Raw genomic sequence first — 25195 nt, forward strand, 5'->3', positions numbered from 1 at the left:
CAACTCTTTTCTCATTAAAGTACTGTCTAATTGGATGAAAATCAATTCTATTGTGAGTTAAATCACGGAATTTTGAGAAAATATTTATTAAAATTTGTAATTTAAGATCGATAAAGCAACCACTGGTGCAGTTTCTGTACGTAAAACACGTTCACCAATACACCAATTGATAAATCCATGCTGATTTGCAGATTGGATTTCAGCTTCACTTAATCCACCTTCTGGACCAATGAGTAGCGCTATATTTGAGGAGGCATCATTTAACACATCGACCTCATCTTTATTGGGGGCTAAGACTAATTTCGTTTCAGGGAGTGTGCTATTTAACCATTGTGCCAAAGGGAGTGGAGCTAATATTTTAGGAACAATATTCATTCCACACTGCTCGCAAGCTGCAATTGCTACACCTTGCCAATGATCAAGTTTTTTTTGATCACGGTCGTACTTTAAACGCATTTCGCAACGTTCAGAGGTGAGAAGTTGAATCTCAGATACGCCTAACTCAACCGCTTTTTGAATAGCATAATCCATGCGGTCACCTTTACTCATTACTTGACCAAGTAAGGCATTGAAGTTTGGTGTGCGATTGGTTGGGTTAAATTCTTGAACTAGAACCGAAGCTGTTTTTTTATTGGCTTCAGTTAACTCAACTTGATATTCGCCACCTTGACCATTAAACAAGGTCGCTTTTTCACCGACTTGTGCACGTAAAACTTTGACCCAATGATGAAATACAGTTTCAGTCAGTTCAACTGTTGTATTTACATTAAGTTCTGCTTCAATAAAAAAACGAGGCATCTGCATTACTCTAAAATCGGTAAAATAAAAACTTCTTTTATCTTCAGTCCTTACATCAAATAAATTGAAGCTAAGCTTTCGATAAAAGAAGTCAGGAGACTTATGCCAGACCGAGGTCTTTTACAAGTTGACGAGTTGGATCAGTGGTGTTCATCGTATAAAAGTGTAAGCTTGGTGCACCACCAGCAATGAGGCGTTCACATAGCTTTACAATCACTTCATGGCCAAAGGCTTTAATTGATGCAGTATCATCACCATAGGCTGCCAGTTGCTTACGAATCCAACGAGGGATTTCAGCACCTGTACCATCTGCAAAGCGAATTAAGTTGCTTGCATTGGTAATTGGCATAATGCCAGGTGCCACAGGAATATTCACACCTTCTTTTTGAATGCGCTCTACAAAGTAAAAATACGCATCTGGATTAAAGAAGAATTGAGTTAAGGCTGCATTTGCACCTGCATTGGCTTTCTCACAAAAGCGTTTAATGTCTAAATCAAAGCTATCTGCTTGTGGGTGCATTTCAGGGTAAGCTGCAACTTCAATCTGGAAGTGGTCACCCGAATGTTCACGGATAAAGCGTACTAAATCCTGAGCATACGGTAATTCACCTAAGCCAACTTGACCGGAAGGTAAGTCACCACGTAGTGCAACAATACGGTCAATCCCTTGAGATTTGTATAAATCTAAAAGTTCAGCGATCCGTTCTTTGCTATCACCAATACAAGAGAGGTGAGGAGCAACAGGCGTGCCTTTGCCATTAAAATCAGCTAAAGTCGAAAGTGTACGTTCACGTGTAGAACCACCTGCACCATAAGTCACAGAGAAAAACTCTGGATTCAGCAACTGCAGTTCTTGGTGAACAACCTTAAGTTTTTCCGCACCTGCATCAGTTTTGGTTGGGAAAAACTCAAAAGAAATTGGAATCTGTTTAGACATGTTCAAATCCTTTGTACTTTTTTCAGCAAAATAGAATTCAAAGAAAAGCAGGCTGTTCAGCCTGCTTGTTCAAAGATTAGTATTTATAAGCGTCAGATTTGAATGGACCTTCAACAGCAACCCCAAGGTAGTCCGCTTGTTCTTGAGTTAATTGAGTCAGAACACCACCGAAACCTGCAACCATTGCTGCAGCAACTTCTTCATCTAATTTCTTAGGAAGAAGTTCAACACGAATCGCTGCTTGTTTTTGATCTTCAGGAAGTTCAGCAAATTTCTCTGCGAACAAGTGCATTTGACCTAAAACTTGGTTCGCAAAAGAACCGTCCATCACGCGTGATGGGTGACCAGTTGCATTACCAAGATTTACTAAGCGACCTTCAGAAAGAAGAATGAGGTAATCATTTTCATTTTCTGAACGATATACTTGGTGAACTTGTGGTTTAACTTCAACCCATTTATAACCACGTAAGTAGTTGGTATCGATTTCAGTGTCAAAGTGACCGATATTACAAACTACTGCACCTGCTTTTAATGTATCAAGCATTGCAGCGTCACAAACGTGGTAGTTACCAGTCGTTGTTACGATTAAGTCAGTATTTTGAAGAAGGTCAGCGTTAACGTCTTCTTTTTTACCTGTTTGTACGCCATTCTTGTATGGAGAAACTACTTCGTAACCGTCCATACATGCTTGCATTGCACAGATTGGATCGATTTCAGAAACACGTACGATCATGCCTTCTTGACGAAGCGATTGCGCAGAACCTTTACCTACATCACCGTAACCAATTACAAGTGCACGACGACCAGATAACAGCATGTCAGTTGCACGTTTGATGGCATCGTTTAGAGAGTGACGGCAACCGTATTTGTTGTCGTTTTTAGATTTAGTGACTGAATCGTTAACGTTGATCGCAGGCACTTTCAATGAACCGTCTTTCCACATTTCGAGAAGACGTTGAACACCTGTCGTGGTTTCTTCAGTAATACCGTGAATTTTTGCGAGTACTTCTGGGTATTTTTCATGAACAAGCGCAGTTAAGTCACCACCGTCGTCCAGAATCATGTTGGCATCCCAAGGCGTACCATTTACATTAATTTGTTGTTCAAGACACCACATGTATTCTTCTTCAGTTTCGCCTTTCCAAGCAAATACTGGAACACCAGAAGCTGCAATAGCTGCCGCAGCGTGGTCTTGAGTTGAGAAAATGTTGCAAGATGTCCAACGAACTTCAGCACCAAGCTCTACCAAAGTTTCGATAAGAACAGCTGTTTGGATTGTCATGTGGATACAACCCAAAATTTTAGCACCAGCAAGTGGTTTAGCCGCAGAGTAACGCTTACGCAGACCCATAAGGGCTGGCATTTCAGCTTCTGCAAGTTTGATTTCTTTACGGCCGTAGTCAGCAAGTGAAATATCGGCAACTTTATAATCTGTAAATGAAGCATTAACCGCGTTCATCACGATCTCCTTATAAAAAACAAAAATTGATCATTATGTTCGCGGATGCCGTTGTTGGTCCATCTGAGCAGATTGACCGATCGTCGAGCCTGGCGCTTTTACATTTTGTACTTGTAAAACGTCGCAGCATCCCTCGACTAGGGCAGTATTGTACTTCTAAACTTGCGAATTTCCAATGTTAAGTTGGTTATTGGTGATTCAAAGTATTTCAATTAAATCGCGTCAACTTCAGATTCCGATGATATTAGAGATTTTATTTTCTGTGCTTTTTCAAAGTGGTCAAGTTTATGTTTCATGATCCACCAATGAGCTACTTCCATGAGTGCATCGGGGTCATTATTTTTATTTGAAAAGAAAGCATAAAATGACAAACCTACAGATTCTCCCTTCCGATCGATTTTTTCATCACAAATTCGAATAATTTTGTCTTTGATTGATTTATTTTGGCAACGTATTAGAAATTTAATTTAAAATTTTTATCATTCAATCTATCAAGCTTTCATTAGTGTAATGTTGAGAAAATGTAGGATTGAATAATTTGGGCTATAAATAAACCGATTCCGAAGTTTAAATGTGCCACTAAGCTATTTTTTATGCTGATCCATTGATTGGGCGTTTTACTCGCAAAGAAACCAAATCCAAGAATAGGTTGCATCACCAAAAATGGGATAATAGCAGTTGAAAGTCCAAATAAAATAGAAGATATAAAAGCTTCCAAAGTAGTATGTGAATTATCGATATAAGTATAAATTAAAGCGAAAAAAATACCGGTTATATAATGAAATACCCAACCCGTAATGTATTCAAATTTGTGTACAGGGGCTTCGGTAATATTTCTGTATACGTATTTTTTATTTTTAACTAAAAAGAAAAACCTACCCAAATAAGCATAGTTAAATGAGGGGATTTTAAAAATCATCGCTCTTGCCCAACCTAAAAAATCCATAATTAAAGTAGCGCTTAGGCCTAAAGCTAAAATGTAAATTAAAATATTCATGAAAGGATGACTCTCTAATTTAAGTCATGCTAGTGTGCAACTTAAAGCTAACTTGAAGTCAAGGTGCATTAATGGAAATAGATATAGGTGATCTAGCTGATCGGACAAATACTTCAACTGCCACGATTAGGTTTTATGAATCAAAAGGACTTATTCGATCTATTGGAAGGAAAGGGCTTAGAAGACAGTATTCATCCCGAGCAATACAGAATATCTCATTAATCAAGATCTTCCAAAATGGTGGTATGACGCTGAGCCAAATTAAAAATATGGCAATTGATCATGAAAAAATTAAAATTAAAAGAGATCAAGTTAGGGAAGCAAAAAACGAAATCAAAGATAAAATTGAGACTTTAAATAACTTACTCTTAATTTTGACACACGTTGAAAAATGTCCATACGATGACCATTTACAATGTCCAGACTTTTTGAAACTTTTAGATGAGTGAGCTTGAATTTTGTATTTAATTTCTTAAATTTTGAAGAAGATTATTTGTTATAATTGATAGCTCAATAAATAATATATATTTTTGATGGAAATTCCCGAAGAACTCGCCAATCTAGAAGCCAATGCTGGTATTTATGCCGTATGGATGCTCTTTCAACATCTTGGGTTAGACCCAGACATTGAACAACTAAAAGAAGTCTGTGGTTATGTAGAGGGTGATGGAACGACCACGATCGGTCTAGCGGTGGGACTTAAAAAATTTGGCTTAGATGTGGAATTTACCACAGATGAAGACAATGCACTTCAAGAGCAAGAAAAGCTAAGTTATTTAGAAGCTGAAAAACTTGCGCTAAAAATATCCCCCGCAATCAGCTATCAAGATATTCAAATCGCATTTGATGCCAATAAGTTCGTGATCGTGTATTACGATACTTTAGAAGGCATTGGTAATCATTCATTGATTTATGACATCAATGAAGAGGAAATCTGCTTTTTTGATAGCTTTGAAGCAATGTCGAAAAAAGTATTTGAGCAGCAAAGGGCAGTAGACGGGATCTGTAGACAAGCCATCATCGCTGAAGTTAATTAATATCTAAAAGTAAGTCACTGTCTTATAGTGCGTTACTATTTTAAGGTATGTTAAAGTTTTAACAAGATCTAAAGTAGTTCAATAAAAAGCCTTCAATCATGAAGGCTTTTGAGGCAAAAAAACGAGATTTATCTTAAGTGCTTGATTGAGCCTTTTCCTGCCAATAATCAGCTTTTTCCTCGTTTACATCCACACCTAAACCATGTGCATAGATGGCAGATAAATCACGCATTGCTTGAGTATCACCAAGTTCAGCGGCTTGAGTCACCAATTCAACAGATTTTTGTACATCTTTTTCGACCACATTACCACGACGGTAATAACCTGCGAGCTCTAAAATTGCAGCAGCATGTTGATGTTTACTAGCTTGCGTGAGCCAGTTAAAACCGTACTCAAAGTTTAGTTTTGCATCTTCAGGATCTTCTTCTAAAACTTCTTTTGCATAATGGGTATAACCTTCCCCTAACCAGTACATCGCTTCGACATGACCCAATTGACCAGCACGTAAAGCCCATTCTTCTGCAAGCGCAATGTCTTCATCGTGTTCACTCGTCATATAAAGTTCAGCAAGTTCAAATTGAGCAGCGGCATTACCTGCATGAGCACGATTTTCGAGAGCAATCGGGACGGTAACACGTTTCGTCATAGTGGGATTCCATGGCTTCAAAGCGAAGCAAAAAATATTAAAGTTGTTCCCTGATTATACTGCAAAACTGATTCAAAGCTTGAGTAGTATGGTTCGAGCCTATTTACTAAGATATTTTGTAGATGAATTACAAATTCAACTATAGGTAAAAGCTATAGATGAGCGACATAAATTAAGGTTTTTTGATGGAATTGAAGTAAAAGTCACAATTTCTTAAATTTCATAAGACCTTAGCATAACTTTTTCCTATGCTGAAAATCCTCTCTAATGCGAATATTAGAGGAGATTGACCATGTCACAGACCAACACTTATTCAGCAGATGTGATCGTACTTGGTGCAGGCCCAGTCGGTTTAACGATGGCGAACGGCCTTGGCCTTGCGGGCTTAAAAGTAAAAGTGATTGAACAGCTCGATCAATTGATTGATTATCCTCGTGCAATTGGTATTGATGATGAATCTCTAAGAACAATGCAATCGATTGGTTTGATCAACAAAGTATTGCCGCATACCACTCCCGATCATGCGATGCGTTTTCTTACGCCTTCAGGCCGTTGTTTTGCAGATATTCAACCTAAAACACGTGAGTTTGGTTTCCCTCGTCGTAACGCATTCGTACAACCTTATGTTGATGCAGAATTATTGGAAGGTTTAGAACGTTTTGATGATGTGGAAGTACTTTTTTCTCGTCAACTTCAAAGTTTTAAGCAGACTGAAGATCAAGTTGAAGTTCAAATCCAAAATAAAGATAAAACAATTGAATATATAACTGCAAAGTATCTAGTGGCATGTGATGGTGGTAATAGCTACGTTCGCCGTATGTTGAATATTCCTTTTGAAGGTAAAACTGCACCAAACCAATGGATTGTTGTCGATATTGCAAACGATCCATTGGCGACACCACATATTTACTTATGTTGCGATCCAGTACGTCCATATGTGTCAGCGGCTTTACCACATGGTATCCGTCGTTTTGAATTTATGGTGATGCCAGGGGAGACGCAAGAGCAACTTAGCCAACCTGAAAACATGGCTAAACTTTTATCCAAAGTATTACCAAACACTGAAAATATCGATGTGATCCGAAATCGTGTTTATACCCATAATGCACGTATTGCCAGTAGATTTAAAGAAGGGCGTATCTTACTTGCGGGAGATGCAGCGCACATTATGCCAGTATGGCAGGGACAGGGTTATAACAGTGGAATGCGTGACGCGTTCAATTTATCTTGGAAACTGGCTATGGTCGTACAAGGTAAAGTAGATGCTAAAGTTCTAGATTCTTATCAAGAAGAGCGTCATGATCATGCCAAAGCGATGATTGATTTATCTGTTACAGCAGGCCATGTGCTAGCTCCGCCTAAAAAATGGCAAGGTACTGCGCGTGATGCTATTTCATATGTTCTAAATTACATTAAACCAGTTAAACAATATTTGTTGGAAATGCGCTTTAAGCCAATGCCACAATATAAATCTGGTATTTTGGTTGGACAGGTCAATAAGACATCACCAATCGGTAAAATGTTTATTCAACCTAAAATGCAAGATAGCACAGGTCAGGTGAAATTACTGGATGATTTTATTGGTCAAGGCTTTGCTATTATTGCTTGGGGAGTAGATCCGACTTGGGGACTCACACCAACAAGTATTCAAAAATGGAAAGCCTTGGGTGTGAAATTTATTAAAGTCGTTCCACCTGAACAATTGAAAACTGATGCTCATGATGATGAAATATTGACACTTGGGGATACAGAGCATGCGATTCGTGCGTGGTTTGGTCGCACTCAATATTCGATGGCATTTTTAAGACCAGATAAATTTGTCGCGGGCTTAAGTATTCCTCAGACGAGCGAAGAGCTCAGTCAAAAGCTGTTTGATAAACTTGGCGTTTAATCAAAAAGTTTAAGACTAATCTAAAAGAAAACCTGCAAATTTGCAGGTTTTTTATTTTTAAAATAGCGTTCAAAGTTTTAAAAAATATGACAATGAAAGTGTTGGCTTAGAATATTTTTCACAGTTTGCAAATGCTTACTTTGATCTTGTTTTCTGAAACTCAAATATAAGCTGATATTCGGTAAATCAATTTCAGTTGACTTAATTAAGACATTTTCACTGAGCAAGCTTTCAACATATTTTGGAACAATGGTCCAACCGACTTGCATCGCTACAAGATTAATATTCATTAAAATGTTACTCGAGTATTGAGCAACTTGAATAGATGTATTTAGAGCTTCAAAAATGTTTTGAATTTTTTGGAATAAGATCGGTGAGGCAGTTTCCTCGCTCATGATAAATTTTTGGGCAATTAAATCCTGTTTTGAAATACAGTCTAAATGCGCATGGGCTGAATGACGAGGAATCAGCAAGATCAGAGGCTCACTGAACAATTCGATAGAGGTAATATGCTCATCATCGATACATTGGCGAGTGAATGCGACATCAATTTTTTGATCACGAAGTGCTTGGATTTGATGTACACAGCTCAAACTATGAAATTGAATATCTAAATCAGGCTGTTGTGCACGAATAATAGGCATGACATAGGGAAAAATTTTCATTTCTGCCACAGGTAAAAAGCCAATATTTAATTTATTTTTCTTGGTATTCGCCATAATTTGAATCTTGTGTTTGGCGTCTTGAGCAAGTTTCAATATATGTCGAGCATCTTTTAAAAAAGTTTCTCCTTCCTCTGTGAGCGATAAGCTTCTGCTTTTACGAATCAGCAGGGATGTACCTAATTCCGCTTCAAGATCTTTAATTTGCTGACTTAAAGAGGGCTGCGCTATAAAGAGTTTTTCTGCAGCACGCGTAAAATTAAGTTCTTCGGCAACTGAGACGAAATATTTCAAATGTCGAAGTTCCATGCGTACCGATCCTTAATCGCCATAATAAATGAGGTTGATTATACGTTTGAATTGCTAGGACTTCAGCGTGATTCACGTTTAAAGCTAATTTAAGAAGAAAAAAACCGACCCATATTGAAATGAAATATTGGTCGGTTTTTATCAAGTAAAGTATTAAATGATTGAGAAGATCAAGCTAATGAATCCAATAAAAGATACGCCCATAATGATTTTTTTTATTTGTGACTCAAAATAGGTCAGACAAAGTGCAACAAAAAGCGCAGCGAATGTCAGTACACCAACCCAATAACTCATCATATTACTGACTTGTCCTTTGCTCATGCAGAGGATAAGCCCTAACGACAGGAATCCCCATCCAACCATTGAGGCTATTTTCTGGTGTTTAATACTCAATGTTTGACCAAAAATTTGTTTTTGATGCTTTTGCATTGCACTGGCTAAACCTATAAAACCTAAAGTACAAACTGCCCAAATGAGGAGAAAAAAGCTCATGGTGATTACCCCTCTACCTTAGGTAAAACTTGACTCTTTTTTAATGGAGTTCCTTGATGATTTTGAACTTTGTAAAGTGCAAAATAAAAAACCACTGCTAAAACTATCATCGCCAGATCGAACGAAGCGATAACCCATTGACCGTGAGCTATAGAACGCCATAAAGGTTGACCACCTGTGATAAAGTTTACAAATGGAAGTAAAGCGAAAAGCAGAGTAGCGAGACCCAGTAATTCAAGCCAAGCTTGGCGATGGGTGCGAAAAACAGCATAAACAAGTGTGAAGAGCCACACAATAAAGAATGTACGGATTTCCCAGTTTAAACGCATTTCCATATCGGCAGGGATAAAACGGTTTGCATAAAAATAAGCTGCACAAGCAATTGGTAAGCCGATAATCGCAGCGATGTTGGTAATCTCAACCGTGCGATACCCAAAGGATTTATAACCTTGTTTCGCTTGTTGAGGTGCACGTTTGACGCACCATAAAATTAATCCTGTTGCGACCATTAGCGTGCCAACGATACCAGAAAAAAAGAGTATCCAACGTAAGGCTAAATCAACTCCTCGTGCTTCATGTAGAACAGTGGCAACATTGTAAATGCCATTGGGAATAGAAGGATTTTTGAGTTGAGTGGAATCATCTGTAATGTTTTGACCTGTCACACCATTGAAGTCTAAAGTTTCATATACGCCACGATGAGCGATACTTGCGCCGTGTAAAGCACGTAACTCAATGGTCGCCTTCGATGTATTTGGTGCTTTAATTGTGATCGAACCAATCGGATTGTTTTTCCACTTCGCTTCAGCTTGAGTGAGGATCGGAGCAATATCTGTAAGTGGTGCAGGTTCAGCTTTTCGATCTTGGTTGCGCGTACGTCGACTTTCACCTCGATTCTTTCTCTCACCATCCATTTTGTTAGTATGTTCATTTGATGCTGACTGCGTACCACGAGCCTCAATTTCTGTACGAGCATTCATCATCGAGCGCTGATTTCCTTGCGGTTGATCAGTACGAGTCTGCCCTTGTGGTTCTGCTGGATTTTGAATTAAGGATTTTCGTTGGTCTTGTAGAAAGGCGCCACGATTGTCATAAATTTGCTGTACCCCCCACGGCATGATGGTAAACAATAATAAAAGTAAACCACTAAAAGTGATCATGATATGAAAGGGAAGTGCAAATACAGCTGTTGCATTATGTGCGTCTAACCAAGAACGCTGTCCTTTACCTGTTCTAAAGGTAAAGAAATCTTTAAAGATTTTCTTATGGGTGATGATGCCACTAATAATTGCAACAAGCATAAACATGGTTGCTATGCCCACAATCCAACGTGACCATATACGTGGCATTCCGTATAATTCAAAATGGAAACGATACAGAAAACTACCACCACGGGTTTCACGGGCTTCTAATACTTCACCTGTGGCACTGTCAATCGTCACACGTTCACCACCGCGACGAGCATTGGGATCTTCTCCGACACTCCGGATATTCAGTGTGGTGTAATTTTGACGAGCATTGGGTAATTGAATTCCCCAGCTCCCTGCATCAGCATGATTATTCTGCAAATATTGCAGAGCCACTTGTGTCTGCTCAAGTTGAGATTGGCTTGGAATCGATTGGTGATACTCGGGTTTCATCCATGTACTGATTTCTGCTTGGAAAAAACTCAAAGTACCAGTTACAAAGATGGCATACAGCAACCATCCTAGTATCAAACTAGCCCAAGTATGTAACCATGACATAGACTGGCGTGGGCCTTCAGCTTTGGCATCACTTCTCATGAATTAGTTCCCCATGATTTTATAGATGAGAAATAAAGCAAGGCTAGGTAAGACGATGCCCAATGTAGCTTTTCTGGTTTTGTGAACCATAAAAACCCAAATAAACGCTGCACACTGTAAACAGAAAGCAATGAGCGTTGCTGACATCGCTGCGCTAGATTGATATGTGCTAAATGTTTGTGCAATTACGATAGCAGAGAGGGATGCAAGCAAATAACCTCCAATACCCGCCAATAAAAAACGATAGAGCACCATCAGGCGATAACTGATAGAAACTGATTTAGTAGTCTTACGAGTTTTTTTTACTTGATTCCCAAGTGTTAACTCGCCTGGTAGTTCGAATTCTGTACTGTTCATAAAAGTAAGAAAGTGTGAGTGTATGTAATTATTGTAAATGATAACAATTATTGTTTATCTTTATAATTATAAATTTAGCATTTTAGAAATAAATTTTTAATTGAATTAGCTTGGGCATGTTAATTGCAGCGTTGTAGATATTTTTTATCGATAGGTAAAATTTATGACGTATCAAGTTTTTTACTGCAAAGCTAATCCTAATGCTCAATTTGTGTTGTTATCTTCAGGGTTAGGAGGGCATGGACATTTTTGGCATCCTCAATTAGATATATTGACTCAATTTTTTCATGTCATTACATATGATCAACAAGGATGTCATGCAGATGCTGCATTACTAGCACCAACGTATTCAATGACCGATATGGCAATACAAGTGATACAGATTTTAGAGGATCTAAAGATCGATGAATTCCATTTTATCGGTCATGCTTTAGGTGGGCATATTGGAGCGGAGTTAGCCGTTTTAATTCAAAATACAAAATTGGAAATGTTGAGTTTGACCAGTATTAATGCGTGGGACTCACTAGATCCACATACGCTCAAATGTTTTGAAGCTCGAGAATCGTTATTACAAAATGCTGGTGCAGAGGCATATGTTAGAGCTCAAGCATTATTTCTTTATCCACCTGTATGGATCTCTGTTAATATCGATCAAATACAACAAGCAGAAAATAATCAACTCCGAAACTTTCCACCAAAAGAGAATGTACTGAGACGTCTGAAGGCTTTAAAGGAATTTAAAATAACGAATGAACATATCACCACACTTCAACGAACTCCAATTCACTTGATTGCAAATCGTGATGATTTCTTGGTTCCAGTACATAAGACTCTTGATCTTCAGAAAAATTTTGTACATGCACAATGCTCAATTTTTGATGTAGGTGCACATGCTTCTACTCTGACTGAGCCAAATATCACTAATCAGGCACTTATTCAATTTCTTCGATCACTCTAGCATTTGAAACTTTTCAATTGCATATAAAAACCCACGATTGAGATCGTGGGTTTTTTAATTATTTTACCAAATGGTATTTTTTGGAACATCTTGTGCACTTTTTTATGACGTTATTTAGGAGTAATGGGTATTGGGATTATGTGATTAATTTATCATAAGGTAAAATATAATATTATTAAGTTGTTGTAATATATAATGAAATAATAATTGGCACATCATTTGCTAAATATCTAATACAAGCTCGAAAGCTTAATCCTACTAAATCAAATTTAACTGATCGTTAAATTAGGAGTGTTAGATATGAAAATTGGTGTCTTTTGTCCGATCGGAAATAATGGCTGGTTACTCTCAGAAAATGCTCCTCAATACAAACCAAGTTTTGAGTTAAATAAAAAAATTGTCCAACGCGCAGAGCATTACGGTTTTGACTTTGCATTGTCTATGATCAAGCTGCGTGGTTTCGGCGGTAAAACTGAGTTTTGGGATCACAACTTAGAAACTTTTACGCTTATGGCGGGTCTTGCTGCAGTCACCAGCAAAATAAAAATTTATGCAACAGCTGCGACGCTAGTGATGCCGCCTGCCATAGTTGCACGCATGGCATCTACGATTGATTCAATTTCGAATGGTCGTTTCGGCCTAAATGTCGTCACAGGTTGGCAAGCGCCAGAATATACCCAAATGGGCATGTGGCCCGGTGATGAATATTTCGGAAAGCGTTACGAATACTTATCTGAATACGTACAAATTCTGCGTGAATTATGGGCAACAGGTAAATCTGATTTTAAAGGTGACCATTTCCAAATGGATGATTGCCGAGTTAGCCCACGCCCGCAAGCAGAGATGAAAATTATCTGCGCTGGTCAATCGGATGCAGGTTTGGAATTTTCTGCTCAACACGCTGATTACAATTTTGTTTTTGGTAAAGGGCTTAATACACCAACAGCATATGCAGAAATCAACGATCGTTTAAAAGCAAAAACAGATATTACGGGTCGTGATGTTCAAACCTACGTTTTGTTCATGATTATCGCTGCTGAAACAGACGAAGAAGCGATGGCGAAGTGGCAACATTACAACGATGGCGCTGATATTGAAGCGATCAACTGGTTAATGAATCAAGGCGGAAAAGATACTAAATCTGGTGCAGATACTAATATTCGTCAAATGGCTTCATCAGTATCACCAGTCAACATCAATATGGGGACGTTAGTAGGTTCTTACGAAACTATCGCAAAAATGCTAGATGAGATTAGCGAGGTAAAAGGAACTGAAGGCATTTTACTGACATTTGATGATTTTGTTAAAGGTGTTGAAAGTTTTGGACAACGGATTCAGCCGCTTATGAAATGTCGTGAACATGTTGTGGTTGAAGGAATGAGTTCAGAACCTGTGTTGGAGAAAATCGCATGAGTCATTTAGAAAATACCGTTGAAGCTGGATTTACTGCACAAGCGGGTACGGGTGTAAAACTCAAAGCCGAACCGGAAAATATTGTCCTTGCACCTGAGCAAACAGCATTAATCGTGATTGATATGCAAAATGCGTATACGTCAAAAGGTGGTTATTTAGATCTTGCTGGGTTTGATGTGTCGACGACAAAACCTGTGGTTGAAAATATTAAAAAGGCAGTTTCTGCAGCACATGATGCTGGTATTCAAGTGATCTATTTCAAAAACGGTTGGGATAATCAATATCGTGAAGCAGGTGGTATTGATTCACCAAACTTTCATAAATCAAATGCACTGAAGACCATGCGTAAGCGTCCTGAGCTACAAGGCAAATTGTTAGCAAAAGGGGATTGGGATTTTGAGTTGATTGATGAGTTGGTGCCAGCTCCTCAAGATATTGTGATTGAAAAGCCTCGTTATAGTGGATTCTTTAACACAGCGCTAGACAGCATGCTCAGAGTGCGTGGAATTCGTAATTTGGTTTTTGTTGGTATCGCGACCAATGTATGCGTTGAATCGACGCTCAGAGATGGCTTCTTTCTAGAATATTTTGGCGTGGCTTTAGACGATGCCTGTCATCAAGCAGGGCCAAAAGAAGCCCATGTCGCAAGTATGTACAACATAAAAACCTTCTTTGGATGGGTGTCGGATACAGAAAGTTTTGTCAGTAGTTTTGCAGATCAACCAACACTCGCTGAAAGCGCATAGATATTTATAAATTTTAAAATTAGGAAATAAGTCATGTCAAAAGAAGTCATTATTCCAGTGGGTTCAGGTAAGCCACTCGCACCGTATTCGCCAGCAACTAAAGCAGACAACATTGTCTATGTTTCAGGCACTTTGCCTTTTGATGAAAACAACAATGTAGTTCATGTTGGAGACGTAGCAGCACAGACACGCCATGTCCTTGAAACAATAAAGAAGGTCATCGAAACTGCTGGCGGAAAAATGTCAGACATTACTTTCAATCATATTTTTCTGACAGATTGGGCAAACTACGCTGCAATGAATGAAGTATATGCCGAATATTTTCCGAATGCAGAACCAGCTCGTTATTGTGTTCAAACAGGATTAGTCAAACCTGATGCACTCATCGAAATTGCTTCGATTGCTCATGTTTAATTTGAAAGCTTTCATCACCCTATTATGAGTCCCTCACTGACTGTTTAGGCGATGAGGGATGGAGAACACTATGAATGCAAATGTGAAATCAATCAATTTACCCGAGGCAGTGAGTGCCACACTCAACATTGACCAACAGGTTTTTAGACAAGGAATGTCGAATTTAGGTGCAGCTGTCAATGTTATTACTACAGCTGGTCTAGCAGGAAAAGCTGGCTTCACAGCTTCAGCTGTATGTAGTGTGACAGATAAGCCACCAACATTGCTAGTATGTCTAAATCGATCAGCATCAGTATTTGAAACATTTAAAAGTAATCAGGTTTTGTGTGTCAATACTTTAAGCAGTAGTCAAAAGCATTTATCGAATGTGTTTGGGGGTAAAACTCCAATGGCAGAACGTTTCGAAAAGGGGGACTGGTCAACATTAGTCACAGGTGCACCTATTTTAGAAGGTGCGCTAGTGAGTTTTGATTGTGAAGTCGTACAAAGTTTATCGGTAGGCAGTCATGATGTTTTGTTCTGCCATGTAAAGGGGATGAAACAGCAAGCGGGTGAAAAAGCCCTCATGTATTTTAACCGAGCATATTGCGAGCCAGTTCCAATGGTCTAAAACAGCATGCTTGATCAGGAGAAGGTCGATGAGCACAAAAGAAACATGGTTTCCAAAATTTAAACCTTTCCAAGGAAATCTAGACACGACCGCAGTTCAAGTAGATGAGTACTTGCCGCCAGGTAAAAGTATGGTATTGGGGCTGCAGCATGCATTTGCAATGTTTGGAGCAACAGTACTTGCCCCTTTACTGATGGGTTTCGATCCGAATCTTACAATGTTTATTACGGGTATTGGGACAATATTATTTTTCCTAATGACTGGGGGGCGTATGCCGAGCTATTTAGGCTCGAGCTTCGCTTTCATTGGAGCAGTCATTGCAGTCACTGGTTATACCGGTGTTGGCTTAAATCCAAACTTAGGCTTAGCACTTGGCGGTACCATTGCATGCGGTATTTTGTACGCCTTGATCGGTTTGATCGTGATGAAAACTGGCACAGCATGGATTGAAAAATTGATGCCACCAATTGTGACTGGAGCAATTGTGATGATCATTGGTTTGCATTTAGCGCCAGTGGCGATCAAAAGTGTCTCTGCTAATCAGTTTGATTCATGGATGGCTCTAATCACGATTATTTGTATTAGTGTAATCGCCGTATTTACTAAGGGAATGATCCGTAGATTGTTATTGCTCATTGGCTTAGTGGCTTCTTACTTTATTTATTTTTTACTCACCAATGTTTTGGGTTTTGGTACAGCGATCGATTTTACTAAAGTCAGTGAGGCAGCTTGGTTCGGTTTACCTACTTTTCATGCGCCAGTGTTTGAATTTAATGCCATGCTGCTTATTGCTCCCGTAGCGATCATCTTAGTTGCAGAGAATCTAGGACATTTCAAAGCGGTATCTGCAATGACTGGACGTAATCTTTCACCATATATGGGACGAGGTTTCTTTGCAGATGGTGTATGTACGACCTTGTCTGCATCAGTGGGTGGAACAGGAATGACGACATATGCTGAGAACATTGGTGTGATGGCGGTAACCAAAATTTATGCGACCACCATATTTTTATTTGCTGGCGTATTTGCAATTTTGCTAGGTCTATCACCAAAATTTGGCGCGGTTATTAGTACGATTCCTGTCGCATTATTAGGGGGAGCTTCGATTGTTGTTTTCGGTCTGATTACAGTGGCCGGTGCTAAAATTTGGGTGGACAACCGCGTAGATTTTACCAAAAACAGTACTCTGTTGATTGCTGCTGTCACCTTAATTATGGGGACAGGCAATTATAGTTTACAAATTGGCCATTTTGATTTGGGTGGAATAGGGACTGCAACATTAGCGGCTATTTTATTGAATCTTTTCTTAAATCGAGAAGATAAGAATGCGCAAACAGTAGAGCTCGAAAACAAACCGCATTCAGCAGAAGCAACGGCACTCCCTAACACTCAAATTTAAGGTGAAATTAAAAATGAAAATTGCATTTATCGGTTTAGGTGCTATGGGATGGCACATGGCGAGCCATTTACCAAAACTAGGATTTGAAGTTTTAGTTTGGAACCGTAATTTTGAAAAAGCAGAAGAACATGCACAAACATTTGGTACTAAAGCGACCTCTGTCGATCAAGCAGTGAAAGCAGATTTTATTTTCACTTGCTTACCCACCAGTGCAGATGTCGAACAGCTTATTGCTCAAAATCCTCCGGTCAAGGGGAGCGTATGGATCGACTGTACCAGTGGTGTACCTATAAGTGCTTTAAAACTTGCAAATCAGTTGAAATTTAATGGTGTTGAATATTTAGATGCCCCCGTTTCTGGGCAAACTATAGGTGCTGAAAAAGGGACACTGACGGTAATGGTTGGGGGTGATGTCGATGCTTATAAGCGTGCAAAACCGATTATTCAGGCATTTGCAGGATTAATTGAATATGTCGGGGAGAGTGGTTCTGGATTTGCTGTTAAAGCAGTGAATAACACGTTGATGGCAACCCATCTATGGGCACTCGCAGAAGGATTGACGGTATTAAAGTCAAAAGGAGTAGATTTGAATAGTGCATTGAATTGTATTAATCATTCTAGTGGTAAAAGTTCAATGTCTGAAAATATTATGGCGCAACGTGTTCTGAGTCGTGCATTTCCAAAAACCTTTGCCTTAGCTCTTTTACAAAAGGATATAGGAATTGCGACTGATCTAATTCAAGAGCAAGCGTTGAATTTGCCAGCGATGCAACTTATACAAAATCAGTATATGCAAATTGAAAAAGTGAAAGCTCAAGATTCTGATTTTTCAGCTGTGGTTCAGGTGCTTGAACATCAATCTAAAATTGAATTAAGTTAAATCTAGCGTCCAAATACCTTAAATACCGCTTAATGTAGATTAAGCGGTTCATCTATGAATGCTCAATGAGATTAGCTTTGTTGATATTCATTAATGACTTCTAACGCGGCTCTAAATGCTTCTTGTGTAGCTGGAGCACCACAGTACGGCAAGCTGTGCAAAAGAACCTCTTGGATTTCCTCAACAGTTGCGCCGTTATTTAAAGCACCACGTACATGACCTTTAAGTTCTGTTGGGCTTTTTTGGGCTGTTAAAAATGCAATCGTGATTAACGAACGATACTTGCGCGGTAAAACGCCTTCACGTTGCCAAGTTGAACCCCATGCATGCTCATTAATCCAATCTTGAAGTGGTTGAGTAAATGGAACTGTATTGTCTTGTGCACGTTTGACAAAAGTTTCTCCCATCACTTCTGTACGAACTTTTAAACCATTTTCATAATCTTGTTTTGACATTTTTTTCCTCATAAAAAAAGCGCATCTTGAGATGCGCTATAGCATAAATATTAAGCTGGGATTTCAATCGCAATCGCAGTTGCTTCTCCACCACCAATGCAAAGTGCGGCAACACCTTTTGTTTTACCTAAGCGTTTTAATGCATGGATGAGAGTCAAAATAATTCGTGAACCTGATGACCCCAATGGATGTCCGAGTGCACAAGCTCCACCGTGGATATTCACTTTTTCAGGATCTAAATGAAAAGCATCGATCGCTGCCATGGTCACCATCGCAAACGCTTCATTAATTTCCCACAAATCCACGTCTTCAACAGTCCAGCCCGCTTTGTTTAATACTTTTTCTATTGCACCAACAGGTGCGATGGTAAATTCTGATGGGTGTTGAGAGTGCGTTGCGTAAGCTTTAATCGTTGCTAAAGTTGAAAGTCCCTTTGCTGTTGCGAGTTCAGCAGAAGTCACTAAAAATGCTGATGCACCATCACTAATTGAACTGGCATTGGCTGCAGTAATTGTACCGTCTTTAGCAAATGCTGGGCGTAGCGTAGGAATTTTATCAATTTTTGCTGTAAATGGATTTTCATCTTGGGCAACGATGACATCGCCTTTACGTGAACTTACTGTAACGGGGGTGATTTCATCTTTGAAATAATTATTTTGAATCGCATTCTGAGCACGAGTTAAGGAGCGAATCGCGAAATCGTCTTGTTGTTCACGTGTGTAGTTTTTCTTATCTGCCATTTCTTGAGCAAGAATACCCATTGAATAGCCAGTTTCAGCATCTTCCAAACCTTCTTGGAACATGTGATCAATCACTTTGCCATGTCCCATACGGTAACCTGCGCGTGCTTTGTCCATGAGATAAGGTGCATTCGACATGGATTCCATTCCGCCAGCGACAATAATATTTGCCGAGCCAGCTTTAATGGCATCTGCAGCTTGCATCACGGCTTTCATGCCAGACCCACAGATTTTATTGATCGTTGTTGCACCTACATGATCTGGTACACCTGCAATTCGCATCGCTTGACGAGCAGGACCTTGTTTTAATCCCGCAGGTAAAACACAGCCCATAATCACTTCATCTAATTGGTCTGCAGCAAGCTTAGATTGGTCAAGTACGGCTTTAATGACTTCAGCACCAAGTTGCGGGGCTGTTAAGCTTGAAAGTCCTCCCTGAAAGCTACCCATAGCGGTACGGCTACCTGCAACTAATACGATTTCTTGACTCATAGCGTTGATCCTTGTCCTGTAGTTTATATGATTCAAATGCGTGTCAATTTCATATGTTCAAAATTTAATGACAGCTATTTTATTAGTTGTAATCACATTATCATAAAAAATGAATAAAGATTCATTATTTTATTTTCATTTAATTTCGCTTATTTTGATGTTGTTTTCTATAACACCATAGTGGAATGAAATATAAAAAGTGGAATGAAAAATAAAAAACGACCCTTTAGGATCGTTTTTTCAGAAGCAATTGAGTGACTAGTATTGTGTAGATTTTGACAACACCTGAGCGTGAGGGTTCTCAAGTTCTAAACTCTGGTTAAGTTCAGTATCGAAAACATCGGTCAACATACTGTCAAAACGTTTAGCGTTATACGTAAGTAACTGATCTGCTTCAGCCTGAGTGATGAACTTGTCATTAAGAGCAGACTCAATGTGCTCTTCAAAAGTCAGACCTGTAAATTGGCCTTTGAATTCAGCCTTTTTAAACTTATTCCATAATTCCTCAATTTGAAGCAACATTTGGAATGTAGACTCCATGCGCCCATTGACATCATCGGGATCAGTACTATAGAAGACATGTTTTTTTAATTCATTGCGGAAAGCATTTTCCTGAAGAATTAGTTCACCTAATTTAAGTTTTAAGGCATCCGATGGTTGAGCAATAGGACGACCAAAAGGGAAACAAATGAGTTTGACTAAGCTTGCGGCGATTTTTACAGGGAAGTTATCAAACAGACCATAGAATGCTTCTTGAGATGCATATAATGCTTTCTCAAGTGCGTGTTTAGCATGCAGTTGTTCAGCTTCAGTACGTTGACCATTTTCATAAAATTTAAGAATTGCAGTCGCAATAAATAAGTGTGAATGCATATCTGCTAATCGTCCAGACAGCATTTCTTTGCGTTTGATATCACCTGCAAGGAGGCCTAAGCACATATCTGCGACTAAGGCAAAATTAGCACTCAAACGATTAATGGTTTTGTAGTAAGGGCGACTGAAATCATCAGCCTTTACTGAGCCTTCTGTTGATCCGCCTATAAAACCATAAGCAAATGATTTAGCGGTTCGATTAAATGTATAACCCAAATGCTTATAAAGAACGTCATTAAACTCTTTTAATGCTGAATCTTTATTTTCGGCTTGTAAAAGTTGTAATTCTTCAAATAAATAGGGATGACAACGCATCGAACCTTGACCAAAAATCATCAGTGAACGACTCAGAATATTGGCACCCTCAACAGTAATCGAAACAGGGATCGCTTGGTACATGAGCGCCAAGAAGTTACGAGGACCCATTTGAATAGCACGCCCGCCCACAATGTCCATACTATGATTAACAATCTTACGCATGGTCTCAGTTGCGTAGTATTTTGCCATTGCAGTCATGACTGCAGGTTTACCCCCTTGGTTTAGACCACAAGTGACGAGGTAACGGAATGCTTCAAGCATATAGGTATCGCTAGCGATATCACTTGAAACCTCTTGAACACCTTCGAATTTACCGACTGAAATTTTGAATTGTTGACGGACACGAGCAAAGGCGCCGACATTTAAATAACACATTTCACCTGCAGCTGTTGATAGTGCTGGAAGAGAAATACCGCGGCCAACTGCCAGACACTCCATCAGCATACGCCAGCCTTTACCTGCATTTTCTACACCACCAATAATCCAATCCAGCGGAATGAAGACATCTTTACCATCCACGGTACCATTCATAAATGGTGAACCTGGATTATGGCGTGCTCCTACAATCACACCTTCATGATCAGCTGGTAATAGGGCACATGTGATTCCGTATTCAGTTTTGTTTTTATCACCTAGTAAACCTTCAGGGTCATATAATTTGAAAGCTAAACCGACCACCGTAGCAACAGGGGCAAGTGTAATCCAACGTTTGGAAAAATTCATTTTTAGGCCAAGAACTTCTTGTCCTTCAAATTGACCATAACAAACCACACCTGTATCAGGAATTGCACCTGCATCTGAACCTGCTTCAGGGCTTGTTAAACCAAAACATGGAATTTCTTCACCTTTTGCTAAACCTGGTAAATAACGATTCTTCTGATCTTCAGTACCGTAGTGTAAGAGTAATTCTCCTGGACCTAAAGAGTTAGGCACCATACAACTGACAGCAGTGGTAAGTGAGCGTGAGGCAATCTTACTCATGATACGGCTTTGCGCAAATGAGCTAAATTGTTTACCGCCGTATTCTTTAGGGATAATTAACCCCAGAAAACCTTTGGATTTAATAAATGACCAGACTTCTTCAGGGAGGTCTTTACGATGATGGTGAATATCCCATTCATCCAGCATCTGGCAGAGCTGTTCGACTTCATGATCGATAAATGATTGTTCTTCTTCAGACAGTGTGGGGTACGGATACTGATCAAATTTCTTCCAGTCTGGTGCCCCCATAAATAATTCTTTTTCCCACCAACTGGTTCCTGCATCTAATGCTTCACGCTCGGTACTACTCATTGTTGGCATTGCATTGGCTAGAGCTTTATAGGCAGGTTGTGTAATAAATTTCATCCTTAACGTATCAATACTGACAATCAATGAAATTAGGATAAAAGGAATACCGAGTATCAGCGACCAAGGGCTGATCAACGCAACTAAAATAGATACGACTGTGAGTGTGATAGCCCCAGAAGTTCTTGAGAATTCGAAATAAAAAATAGCCCAGAGTGTTATAAATAGAATAATTAAACTGAGTATAAAAAACATTATGAACTGCTCCATTTATGATTTGGTCATGGAGCCAATACCCACAGTAAATTTAATCAAAGCACAAACATCAGATCTACAGCGATATTGGATCATGAAATGTGAAACGAAAGCGTTGAGTTCTAAAACGGACGCATATTAATACTTATATTGGATAAGATTGTTTGAAAAATATTCAAAATTCAAGCTGAAGAGAGATAAGAAATGTGTCAATAAGTAATTGAGAATTATAAAAACCACAAACAAAAAAGCCCTCATACGAGGGCTTTAAAGTAAGAAGAATTATGCTTCGATTGTTTGAACAGTAATTTTCTTTGCAGGATCAGCTTTACGACGAACTGCTGGTACTGGTTCGCCATAGTATTGACGATCAGCAAAATAACTTGAACGTACCATTGGTGCAGCCCAAATATTTTTAAAGCCTAATTTTTGCCCATGTGCTGTATAGCGTTCGAACTCTTCAGGTGTGACGAAGCGATCAATTGGTGCATGTTCTTTCGATGGTTGTAAATATTGACCAATTGTTACGTAGTCAACATCGTGTGCTTTGAGGTCATCAAGAAGTGCGAGAACTTCTTCTTCAGTTTCGCCAATACCTACCATCAAGCCACATTTAGTTGGAATATCTGGGCAGTATTCTTTAAACATTTTAAGAAGATTTAAGGAATGTTGATAGTCTGAACCTGGACGCATTGCTTTGTATAAACGTGGTACGGTTTCAATGTTGTGGTTAAACACATCTGGAGGACATTCCGTCATGATGCGTAATGCAACATCCATACGACCACGGAAATCAGGTACTAAAATTTCCAATAATGTATTAGGACTTAAAGCACGCGCTTCTTTAATACAATCAACAAAGTGTTGCGCTCCACCATCGAGTAGATCATCACGGTCTACAGATGTTATAACAGCGTATTTCAAACCTAAGTTTGCAATTGTCTCAGCCATGTGGCGTGGTTCATCTGGGTCTAATGCATTCGGACGACCATGTGCCACATCACAAAATGGGCAACGACGTGTACAAATGTCACCCATAATCATGAAAGTTGCTGTACCACCACCAAAACATTCAGGAAGATTTGGACATGCAGCTTCTTCACACACTGTATGTAATTTTTGTTCACGTAAAGTTGATTTAATGCGTTGAACCTCTTCTGGTGCAGCCATTTTGACGCGAATCCAGTCTGGTTTACGAGGTGCTTCAACCGTAGGAATCACTTTTACAGGAATACGTGCGACTTTCTCAGCGCCACGAAGTTTTTCACCCTGTACTGGTTTACGGTTTTCTGACATATTCAACGATTCCACTAATGTGTGACGGGAGGAAATATTAAAAATAGGTCTCTTATTATAGCGAATTTATGCATAAATTGGGCAAAAACGATATTCATAAAATAAATGTGGCTATCAAGCAATATATGGTATTGAAATACAGCAAATGTGTGCATTTTCAGTCATAATATAAGTTAGATAAATGAAGAGATAATTGTATAGGAGCATTGAATGCCGCGTAAGAAAGAGGTCGTGAGTGGAACCTTTGTCAAATATGATGCAGTCGTTTTAGGTTCAGGCCCTGCTGGTGAAGGTGCGGCAATGAAACTTGCCAAATCAGGCAAGCGCGTTGCAGTAGTTGATATGCGTGAACAACTTGGTGGTAACTGTACGCATGTAGGAACTATTCCAAGTAAAGCTTTACGTCAAACGGTTTCTAGCATTATCCGTTATCAACGTGATCCAATGTTCCAAAAAGTGGGTGATTGGAAACAATTCACCATGAAGCAAGTGCTTCGTAATGCGCATAAAGTGATCCAACAGCAAGTGGATACACACTCGCGTTTTTACGACCGTAACCGCATTGATATTTTCCACGGTCGTGCTTATATCCAAGATCAAAATACGGTGGTGATTTTCACGCCTGAAGGTGTGAAAGAAACGATTATTTTTAAACAGTTGGTGATTGCGACAGGTAGTCGTCCATATCGTCCTTCAATTTTAGATTTCAATCACCCACGTGTGTTTGATTCTGACAAAATCTTAGACCTAGATTTTTCAATTCAAAAAATCATTATTTATGGCGCTGGTGTCATTGGCTGTGAATATGCATCTATCTTTATTGGCTTAGATCACAAAGTTGATTTGATTAATACTCAGCATAAATTACTGAGCTATTTAGATGACGAAATTGCTGATGCATTGTCATATCACTTACGTGAACAAGGTGTATTGATTCGCCACAATGAGCAGATTGATCACTTAGAAACATTTGATGATCATGTGGTGTTGCATCTTGAAAGTGGCAAGAAAATTAAAGCTGATGCAATTCTATGGTGTAATGGTCGATCTGGTAATACAGATGGTCTTGGCTTGGAAAATGTTGGCATCAAACCAAACAGCCGCGGACAACTATCAGTGAACGAGCAGTATCAAACTGAGGTTGAAAATATTTATGCTGCGGGTGACGTAATTGGTTGGCCGTCTCTAGCTTCAGCTGCATATGACCAAGGTCGCTGTGCTGGCGCGATTATGAGTGGTGAACAAGGTATCCAACCCGTAGTTGATATTCCTACTGGTATTTATACCATTCCAGAGATTTCATCAATTGGTAAAACTGAGCAGGAATTAACTGAAGAAAAAATTCCTTATGAAGTTGGTCAGGCGTCTTTCCGTCACCTTGCTCGTGCACAAATCACGGGTGATACAGTGGGTGAGTTAAAGATTTTGTTCCATCGCGAAACCTTAGAAATTTTAGGTGTGCATTGCTTCGGTAATAATGCTTCTGAAATTATTCATATTGGTCAAGCCGTGATGAATAGTCCGAACAATACCATCAAGTATTTTGTTGAGACAACGTTTAACTACCCAACGATGGCTGAAGCTTATCGCGTAGCAACGTTAAACGGGATGAATCGCTTGTTCTAAGGCGACTTGATGACAAAAAAAACTCGCAAGTCCAGGCTTGCGAGTTTTTTTATTTTTGCATTTA

General features: G+C 39.2%; 25 protein-coding genes. 11 read left to right on the top strand and 14 right to left on the bottom strand.

Annotation, left to right across the window (positions count from 1 at the left end):
• Positions 1 to 87 precede the first annotated feature (87 nt).
• The 5 genes from AC1M9F_RS00675 to AC1M9F_RS00695 all read right to left on the bottom strand — a co-directional run bounded on the left by AC1M9F_RS00675 (position 88) and on the right by AC1M9F_RS00695 (position 4191).
• Positions 88 to 798, bottom strand: a complete 711-nt coding sequence (locus tag AC1M9F_RS00675; protein ID WP_481588501.1) for a 16S rRNA (uracil(1498)-N(3))-methyltransferase — start codon at positions 796 to 798, stop codon at positions 88 to 90.
• A gap of 100 nt (positions 799 to 898) precedes the next feature.
• A complete protein-coding gene (metF, locus tag AC1M9F_RS00680; RefSeq protein WP_035266512.1) occupies positions 899 to 1735 on the bottom strand; it encodes a methylenetetrahydrofolate reductase [NAD(P)H] in 837 nt (278 codons plus the stop codon).
• A gap of 76 nt (positions 1736 to 1811) precedes the next feature.
• On the bottom strand, positions 1812 to 3194 hold the full coding sequence (gene ahcY, locus AC1M9F_RS00685; RefSeq protein ID WP_481596797.1) for an adenosylhomocysteinase: 1383 nt from the start codon (positions 3192 to 3194) through the stop codon (positions 1812 to 1814).
• A gap of 212 nt (positions 3195 to 3406) precedes the next feature.
• Positions 3407 to 3649, bottom strand: a complete 243-nt coding sequence (locus AC1M9F_RS00690; protein ID WP_481591343.1) for a DUF6500 family protein — start codon at positions 3647 to 3649, stop codon at positions 3407 to 3409.
• A gap of 47 nt (positions 3650 to 3696) precedes the next feature.
• Entirely contained in the window at positions 3697 to 4191 is a 495-nt protein-coding gene (locus AC1M9F_RS00695; RefSeq protein WP_481591309.1) for a DUF2938 family protein, read from the bottom strand.
• A 71-nt stretch (positions 4192 to 4262) separates the two neighbouring features.
• On the opposite strand from AC1M9F_RS00695, the gene AC1M9F_RS00700 reads away from it, so the two are divergent.
• Entirely contained in the window at positions 4263 to 4640 is a 378-nt protein-coding gene (locus tag AC1M9F_RS00700) for a MerR family transcriptional regulator (protein ID WP_092766006.1), read from the top strand.
• An 84-nt stretch (positions 4641 to 4724) separates the two neighbouring features.
• The gene (locus AC1M9F_RS00705) at positions 4725 to 5228 is read left to right on the top strand and encodes a cysteine peptidase family C39 domain-containing protein (RefSeq protein WP_481596798.1); all 504 of its coding nucleotides are present in this window, start codon (positions 4725 to 4727) and stop codon (positions 5226 to 5228) included.
• Between the two features lie 133 nt (positions 5229 to 5361).
• Here the strand turns inward: AC1M9F_RS00705 and AC1M9F_RS00710 are convergent, their stop codons facing one another.
• Positions 5362 to 5874 (bottom strand): tetratricopeptide repeat protein, encoded by a 513-nt coding sequence (locus AC1M9F_RS00710; protein ID WP_035265647.1) that lies wholly within the window; start codon positions 5872 to 5874, stop codon positions 5362 to 5364.
• 292 nt (positions 5875 to 6166) lie between these two features.
• Here AC1M9F_RS00710 and AC1M9F_RS00715 point away from each other — a divergent pair, with 292 nt between their 5' ends.
• Positions 6167 to 7765, top strand: a complete 1599-nt coding sequence (locus AC1M9F_RS00715; RefSeq protein WP_481595599.1) for a bifunctional 3-(3-hydroxy-phenyl)propionate/3-hydroxycinnamic acid hydroxylase — start codon at positions 6167 to 6169, stop codon at positions 7763 to 7765.
• A 77-nt stretch (positions 7766 to 7842) separates the two neighbouring features.
• Here the strand turns inward: AC1M9F_RS00715 and AC1M9F_RS00720 are convergent, their stop codons facing one another.
• The 4 genes from AC1M9F_RS00720 to AC1M9F_RS00735 form a co-directional block, all read right to left on the bottom strand.
• On the bottom strand, positions 7843 to 8736 hold the full coding sequence (locus tag AC1M9F_RS00720; protein ID WP_481589734.1) for a LysR substrate-binding domain-containing protein: 894 nt from the start codon (positions 8734 to 8736) through the stop codon (positions 7843 to 7845).
• 153 nt (positions 8737 to 8889) lie between these two features.
• Positions 8890 to 9228 carry a DUF3325 domain-containing protein gene (locus tag AC1M9F_RS00725; protein WP_481596799.1) on the bottom strand — a complete coding sequence of 113 codons (339 nt, stop codon included), beginning with the start codon at positions 9226 to 9228 and terminating at the stop codon, positions 8890 to 8892.
• A gap of 5 nt (positions 9229 to 9233) precedes the next feature.
• Positions 9234 to 11012, bottom strand: a complete 1779-nt coding sequence (locus AC1M9F_RS00730) for a PepSY-associated TM helix domain-containing protein (protein WP_481596800.1) — start codon at positions 11010 to 11012, stop codon at positions 9234 to 9236.
• A 3-nt stretch (positions 11013 to 11015) separates the two neighbouring features.
• On the bottom strand, positions 11016 to 11369 hold the full coding sequence (locus AC1M9F_RS00735) for a hypothetical protein (RefSeq protein ID WP_035265656.1): 354 nt from the start codon (positions 11367 to 11369) through the stop codon (positions 11016 to 11018).
• A gap of 163 nt (positions 11370 to 11532) precedes the next feature.
• Here AC1M9F_RS00735 and rutD point away from each other — a divergent pair, with 163 nt between their 5' ends.
• The 7 genes from rutD to AC1M9F_RS00770 all read left to right on the top strand — a co-directional run bounded on the left by rutD (position 11533) and on the right by AC1M9F_RS00770 (position 17789).
• Positions 11533 to 12327, top strand: coding sequence for a pyrimidine utilization protein D (gene rutD, locus AC1M9F_RS00740; protein ID WP_481596801.1), 795 nt, complete (start codon positions 11533 to 11535; stop codon positions 12325 to 12327).
• A gap of 300 nt (positions 12328 to 12627) precedes the next feature.
• Positions 12628 to 13740 carry a pyrimidine utilization protein A gene (rutA, locus tag AC1M9F_RS00745; RefSeq protein WP_481596802.1) on the top strand — a complete coding sequence of 371 codons (1113 nt, stop codon included), beginning with the start codon at positions 12628 to 12630 and terminating at the stop codon, positions 13738 to 13740.
• Positions 13737 to 14486 carry a pyrimidine utilization protein B gene (rutB, locus tag AC1M9F_RS00750; protein ID WP_035265662.1) on the top strand — a complete coding sequence of 250 codons (750 nt, stop codon included), beginning with the start codon at positions 13737 to 13739 and terminating at the stop codon, positions 14484 to 14486. The genes rutA and rutB overlap by 4 nt, the downstream gene beginning before the upstream one ends.
• A 33-nt stretch (positions 14487 to 14519) precedes the next feature.
• Positions 14520 to 14900: a pyrimidine utilization protein C gene (rutC, locus tag AC1M9F_RS00755; RefSeq protein WP_481591317.1), complete on the top strand. Its 381-nt coding sequence runs from the start codon at positions 14520 to 14522 to the stop codon at positions 14898 to 14900.
• A gap of 70 nt (positions 14901 to 14970) precedes the next feature.
• Positions 14971 to 15510: an NADH-dependent FMN reductase RutF gene (rutF, locus tag AC1M9F_RS00760; protein ID WP_481596803.1), complete on the top strand. Its 540-nt coding sequence runs from the start codon at positions 14971 to 14973 to the stop codon at positions 15508 to 15510.
• A gap of 28 nt (positions 15511 to 15538) precedes the next feature.
• Complete coding sequence (gene rutG, locus AC1M9F_RS00765) at positions 15539 to 16909, top strand: pyrimidine utilization transport protein G (RefSeq protein ID WP_481591318.1); 1371 nt, start codon at positions 15539 to 15541, stop codon at positions 16907 to 16909.
• Positions 16910 to 16922: 13 nt separating this feature from the next.
• Positions 16923 to 17789 carry an NAD(P)-dependent oxidoreductase gene (locus AC1M9F_RS00770; RefSeq protein WP_481596804.1) on the top strand — a complete coding sequence of 289 codons (867 nt, stop codon included), beginning with the start codon at positions 16923 to 16925 and terminating at the stop codon, positions 17787 to 17789.
• Between the two features lie 71 nt (positions 17790 to 17860).
• Here the strand turns inward: AC1M9F_RS00770 and AC1M9F_RS00775 are convergent, their stop codons facing one another.
• From AC1M9F_RS00775 to lipA, 4 genes are all read right to left on the bottom strand, one after another.
• Positions 17861 to 18244, bottom strand: coding sequence for a carboxymuconolactone decarboxylase family protein (locus AC1M9F_RS00775; RefSeq protein WP_179998434.1), 384 nt, complete (start codon positions 18242 to 18244; stop codon positions 17861 to 17863).
• Positions 18245 to 18294: 50 nt separating this feature from the next.
• A complete protein-coding gene (locus AC1M9F_RS00780) occupies positions 18295 to 19476 on the bottom strand; it encodes a thiolase family protein (protein WP_481588487.1) in 1182 nt (393 codons plus the stop codon).
• 258 nt (positions 19477 to 19734) lie between these two features.
• Positions 19735 to 22209 (bottom strand): acyl-CoA dehydrogenase, encoded by a 2475-nt coding sequence (locus AC1M9F_RS00785; RefSeq protein WP_481596805.1) that lies wholly within the window; start codon positions 22207 to 22209, stop codon positions 19735 to 19737.
• A 282-nt stretch (positions 22210 to 22491) separates the two neighbouring features.
• The gene (gene lipA / locus AC1M9F_RS00790; protein ID WP_035265671.1) at positions 22492 to 23505 is read right to left on the bottom strand and encodes a lipoyl synthase; all 1014 of its coding nucleotides are present in this window, start codon (positions 23503 to 23505) and stop codon (positions 22492 to 22494) included.
• 210 nt (positions 23506 to 23715) lie between these two features.
• On the opposite strand from lipA, the gene sthA reads away from it, so the two are divergent.
• Positions 23716 to 25131 (top strand): Si-specific NAD(P)(+) transhydrogenase, encoded by a 1416-nt coding sequence (sthA, locus tag AC1M9F_RS00795; protein WP_035265673.1) that lies wholly within the window; start codon positions 23716 to 23718, stop codon positions 25129 to 25131.
• Positions 25132 to 25195 lie beyond the last annotated feature (64 nt).

This window comes from Acinetobacter sp. ANC_7504 (assembly GCF_056779995.1).

Excerpts from the sequence above, each read along its gene's own strand:
- AC1M9F_RS00675 (WP_481588501.1), bottom strand. The coding sequence starts at position 798 with ATGCCTCGTTTTTTTATTGAAGCAGAACTTAATGTAAATACAACAGTT.
- metF (WP_035266512.1), bottom strand. The coding sequence starts at position 1,735 with ATGTCTAAACAGATTCCAATTTCTTTTGAGTTTTTCCCAACCAAAACT.
- ahcY (WP_481596797.1), bottom strand. The coding sequence starts at position 3,194 with ATGAACGCGGTTAATGCTTCATTTACAGATTATAAAGTTGCCGATATT.
- AC1M9F_RS00695 (WP_481591309.1), bottom strand. The coding sequence starts at position 4,191 with ATGAATATTTTAATTTACATTTTAGCTTTAGGCCTAAGCGCTACTTTA.
- AC1M9F_RS00700 (WP_092766006.1), top strand. The coding sequence starts at position 4,263 with ATGGAAATAGATATAGGTGATCTAGCTGATCGGACAAATACTTCAACT.
- AC1M9F_RS00705 (WP_481596798.1), top strand. The coding sequence starts at position 4,725 with ATGGAAATTCCCGAAGAACTCGCCAATCTAGAAGCCAATGCTGGTATT.
- AC1M9F_RS00710 (WP_035265647.1), bottom strand. The coding sequence starts at position 5,874 with ATGACGAAACGTGTTACCGTCCCGATTGCTCTCGAAAATCGTGCTCAT.
- AC1M9F_RS00715 (WP_481595599.1), top strand. The coding sequence starts at position 6,167 with ATGTCACAGACCAACACTTATTCAGCAGATGTGATCGTACTTGGTGCA.
- AC1M9F_RS00720 (WP_481589734.1), bottom strand. The coding sequence starts at position 8,736 with ATGGAACTTCGACATTTGAAATATTTCGTCTCAGTTGCCGAAGAACTT.
- AC1M9F_RS00725 (WP_481596799.1), bottom strand. The coding sequence starts at position 9,228 with ATGAGCTTTTTTCTCCTCATTTGGGCAGTTTGTACTTTAGGTTTTATA.
- AC1M9F_RS00730 (WP_481596800.1), bottom strand. The coding sequence starts at position 11,012 with ATGAGAAGTGATGCCAAAGCTGAAGGCCCACGCCAGTCTATGTCATGG.
- AC1M9F_RS00735 (WP_035265656.1), bottom strand. The coding sequence starts at position 11,369 with ATGAACAGTACAGAATTCGAACTACCAGGCGAGTTAACACTTGGGAAT.
- rutD (WP_481596801.1), top strand. The coding sequence starts at position 11,533 with ATGACGTATCAAGTTTTTTACTGCAAAGCTAATCCTAATGCTCAATTT.
- rutA (WP_481596802.1), top strand. The coding sequence starts at position 12,628 with ATGAAAATTGGTGTCTTTTGTCCGATCGGAAATAATGGCTGGTTACTC.
- rutB (WP_035265662.1), top strand. The coding sequence starts at position 13,737 with ATGAGTCATTTAGAAAATACCGTTGAAGCTGGATTTACTGCACAAGCG.
- rutC (WP_481591317.1), top strand. The coding sequence starts at position 14,520 with ATGTCAAAAGAAGTCATTATTCCAGTGGGTTCAGGTAAGCCACTCGCA.
- rutF (WP_481596803.1), top strand. The coding sequence starts at position 14,971 with ATGAATGCAAATGTGAAATCAATCAATTTACCCGAGGCAGTGAGTGCC.
- rutG (WP_481591318.1), top strand. The coding sequence starts at position 15,539 with ATGAGCACAAAAGAAACATGGTTTCCAAAATTTAAACCTTTCCAAGGA.
- AC1M9F_RS00770 (WP_481596804.1), top strand. The coding sequence starts at position 16,923 with ATGAAAATTGCATTTATCGGTTTAGGTGCTATGGGATGGCACATGGCG.
- AC1M9F_RS00775 (WP_179998434.1), bottom strand. The coding sequence starts at position 18,244 with ATGTCAAAACAAGATTATGAAAATGGTTTAAAAGTTCGTACAGAAGTG.
- AC1M9F_RS00780 (WP_481588487.1), bottom strand. The coding sequence starts at position 19,476 with ATGAGTCAAGAAATCGTATTAGTTGCAGGTAGCCGTACCGCTATGGGT.
- AC1M9F_RS00785 (WP_481596805.1), bottom strand. The coding sequence starts at position 22,209 with ATGTTTTTTATACTCAGTTTAATTATTCTATTTATAACACTCTGGGCT.
- lipA (WP_035265671.1), bottom strand. The coding sequence starts at position 23,505 with ATGTCAGAAAACCGTAAACCAGTACAGGGTGAAAAACTTCGTGGCGCT.
- sthA (WP_035265673.1), top strand. The coding sequence starts at position 23,716 with ATGCCGCGTAAGAAAGAGGTCGTGAGTGGAACCTTTGTCAAATATGAT.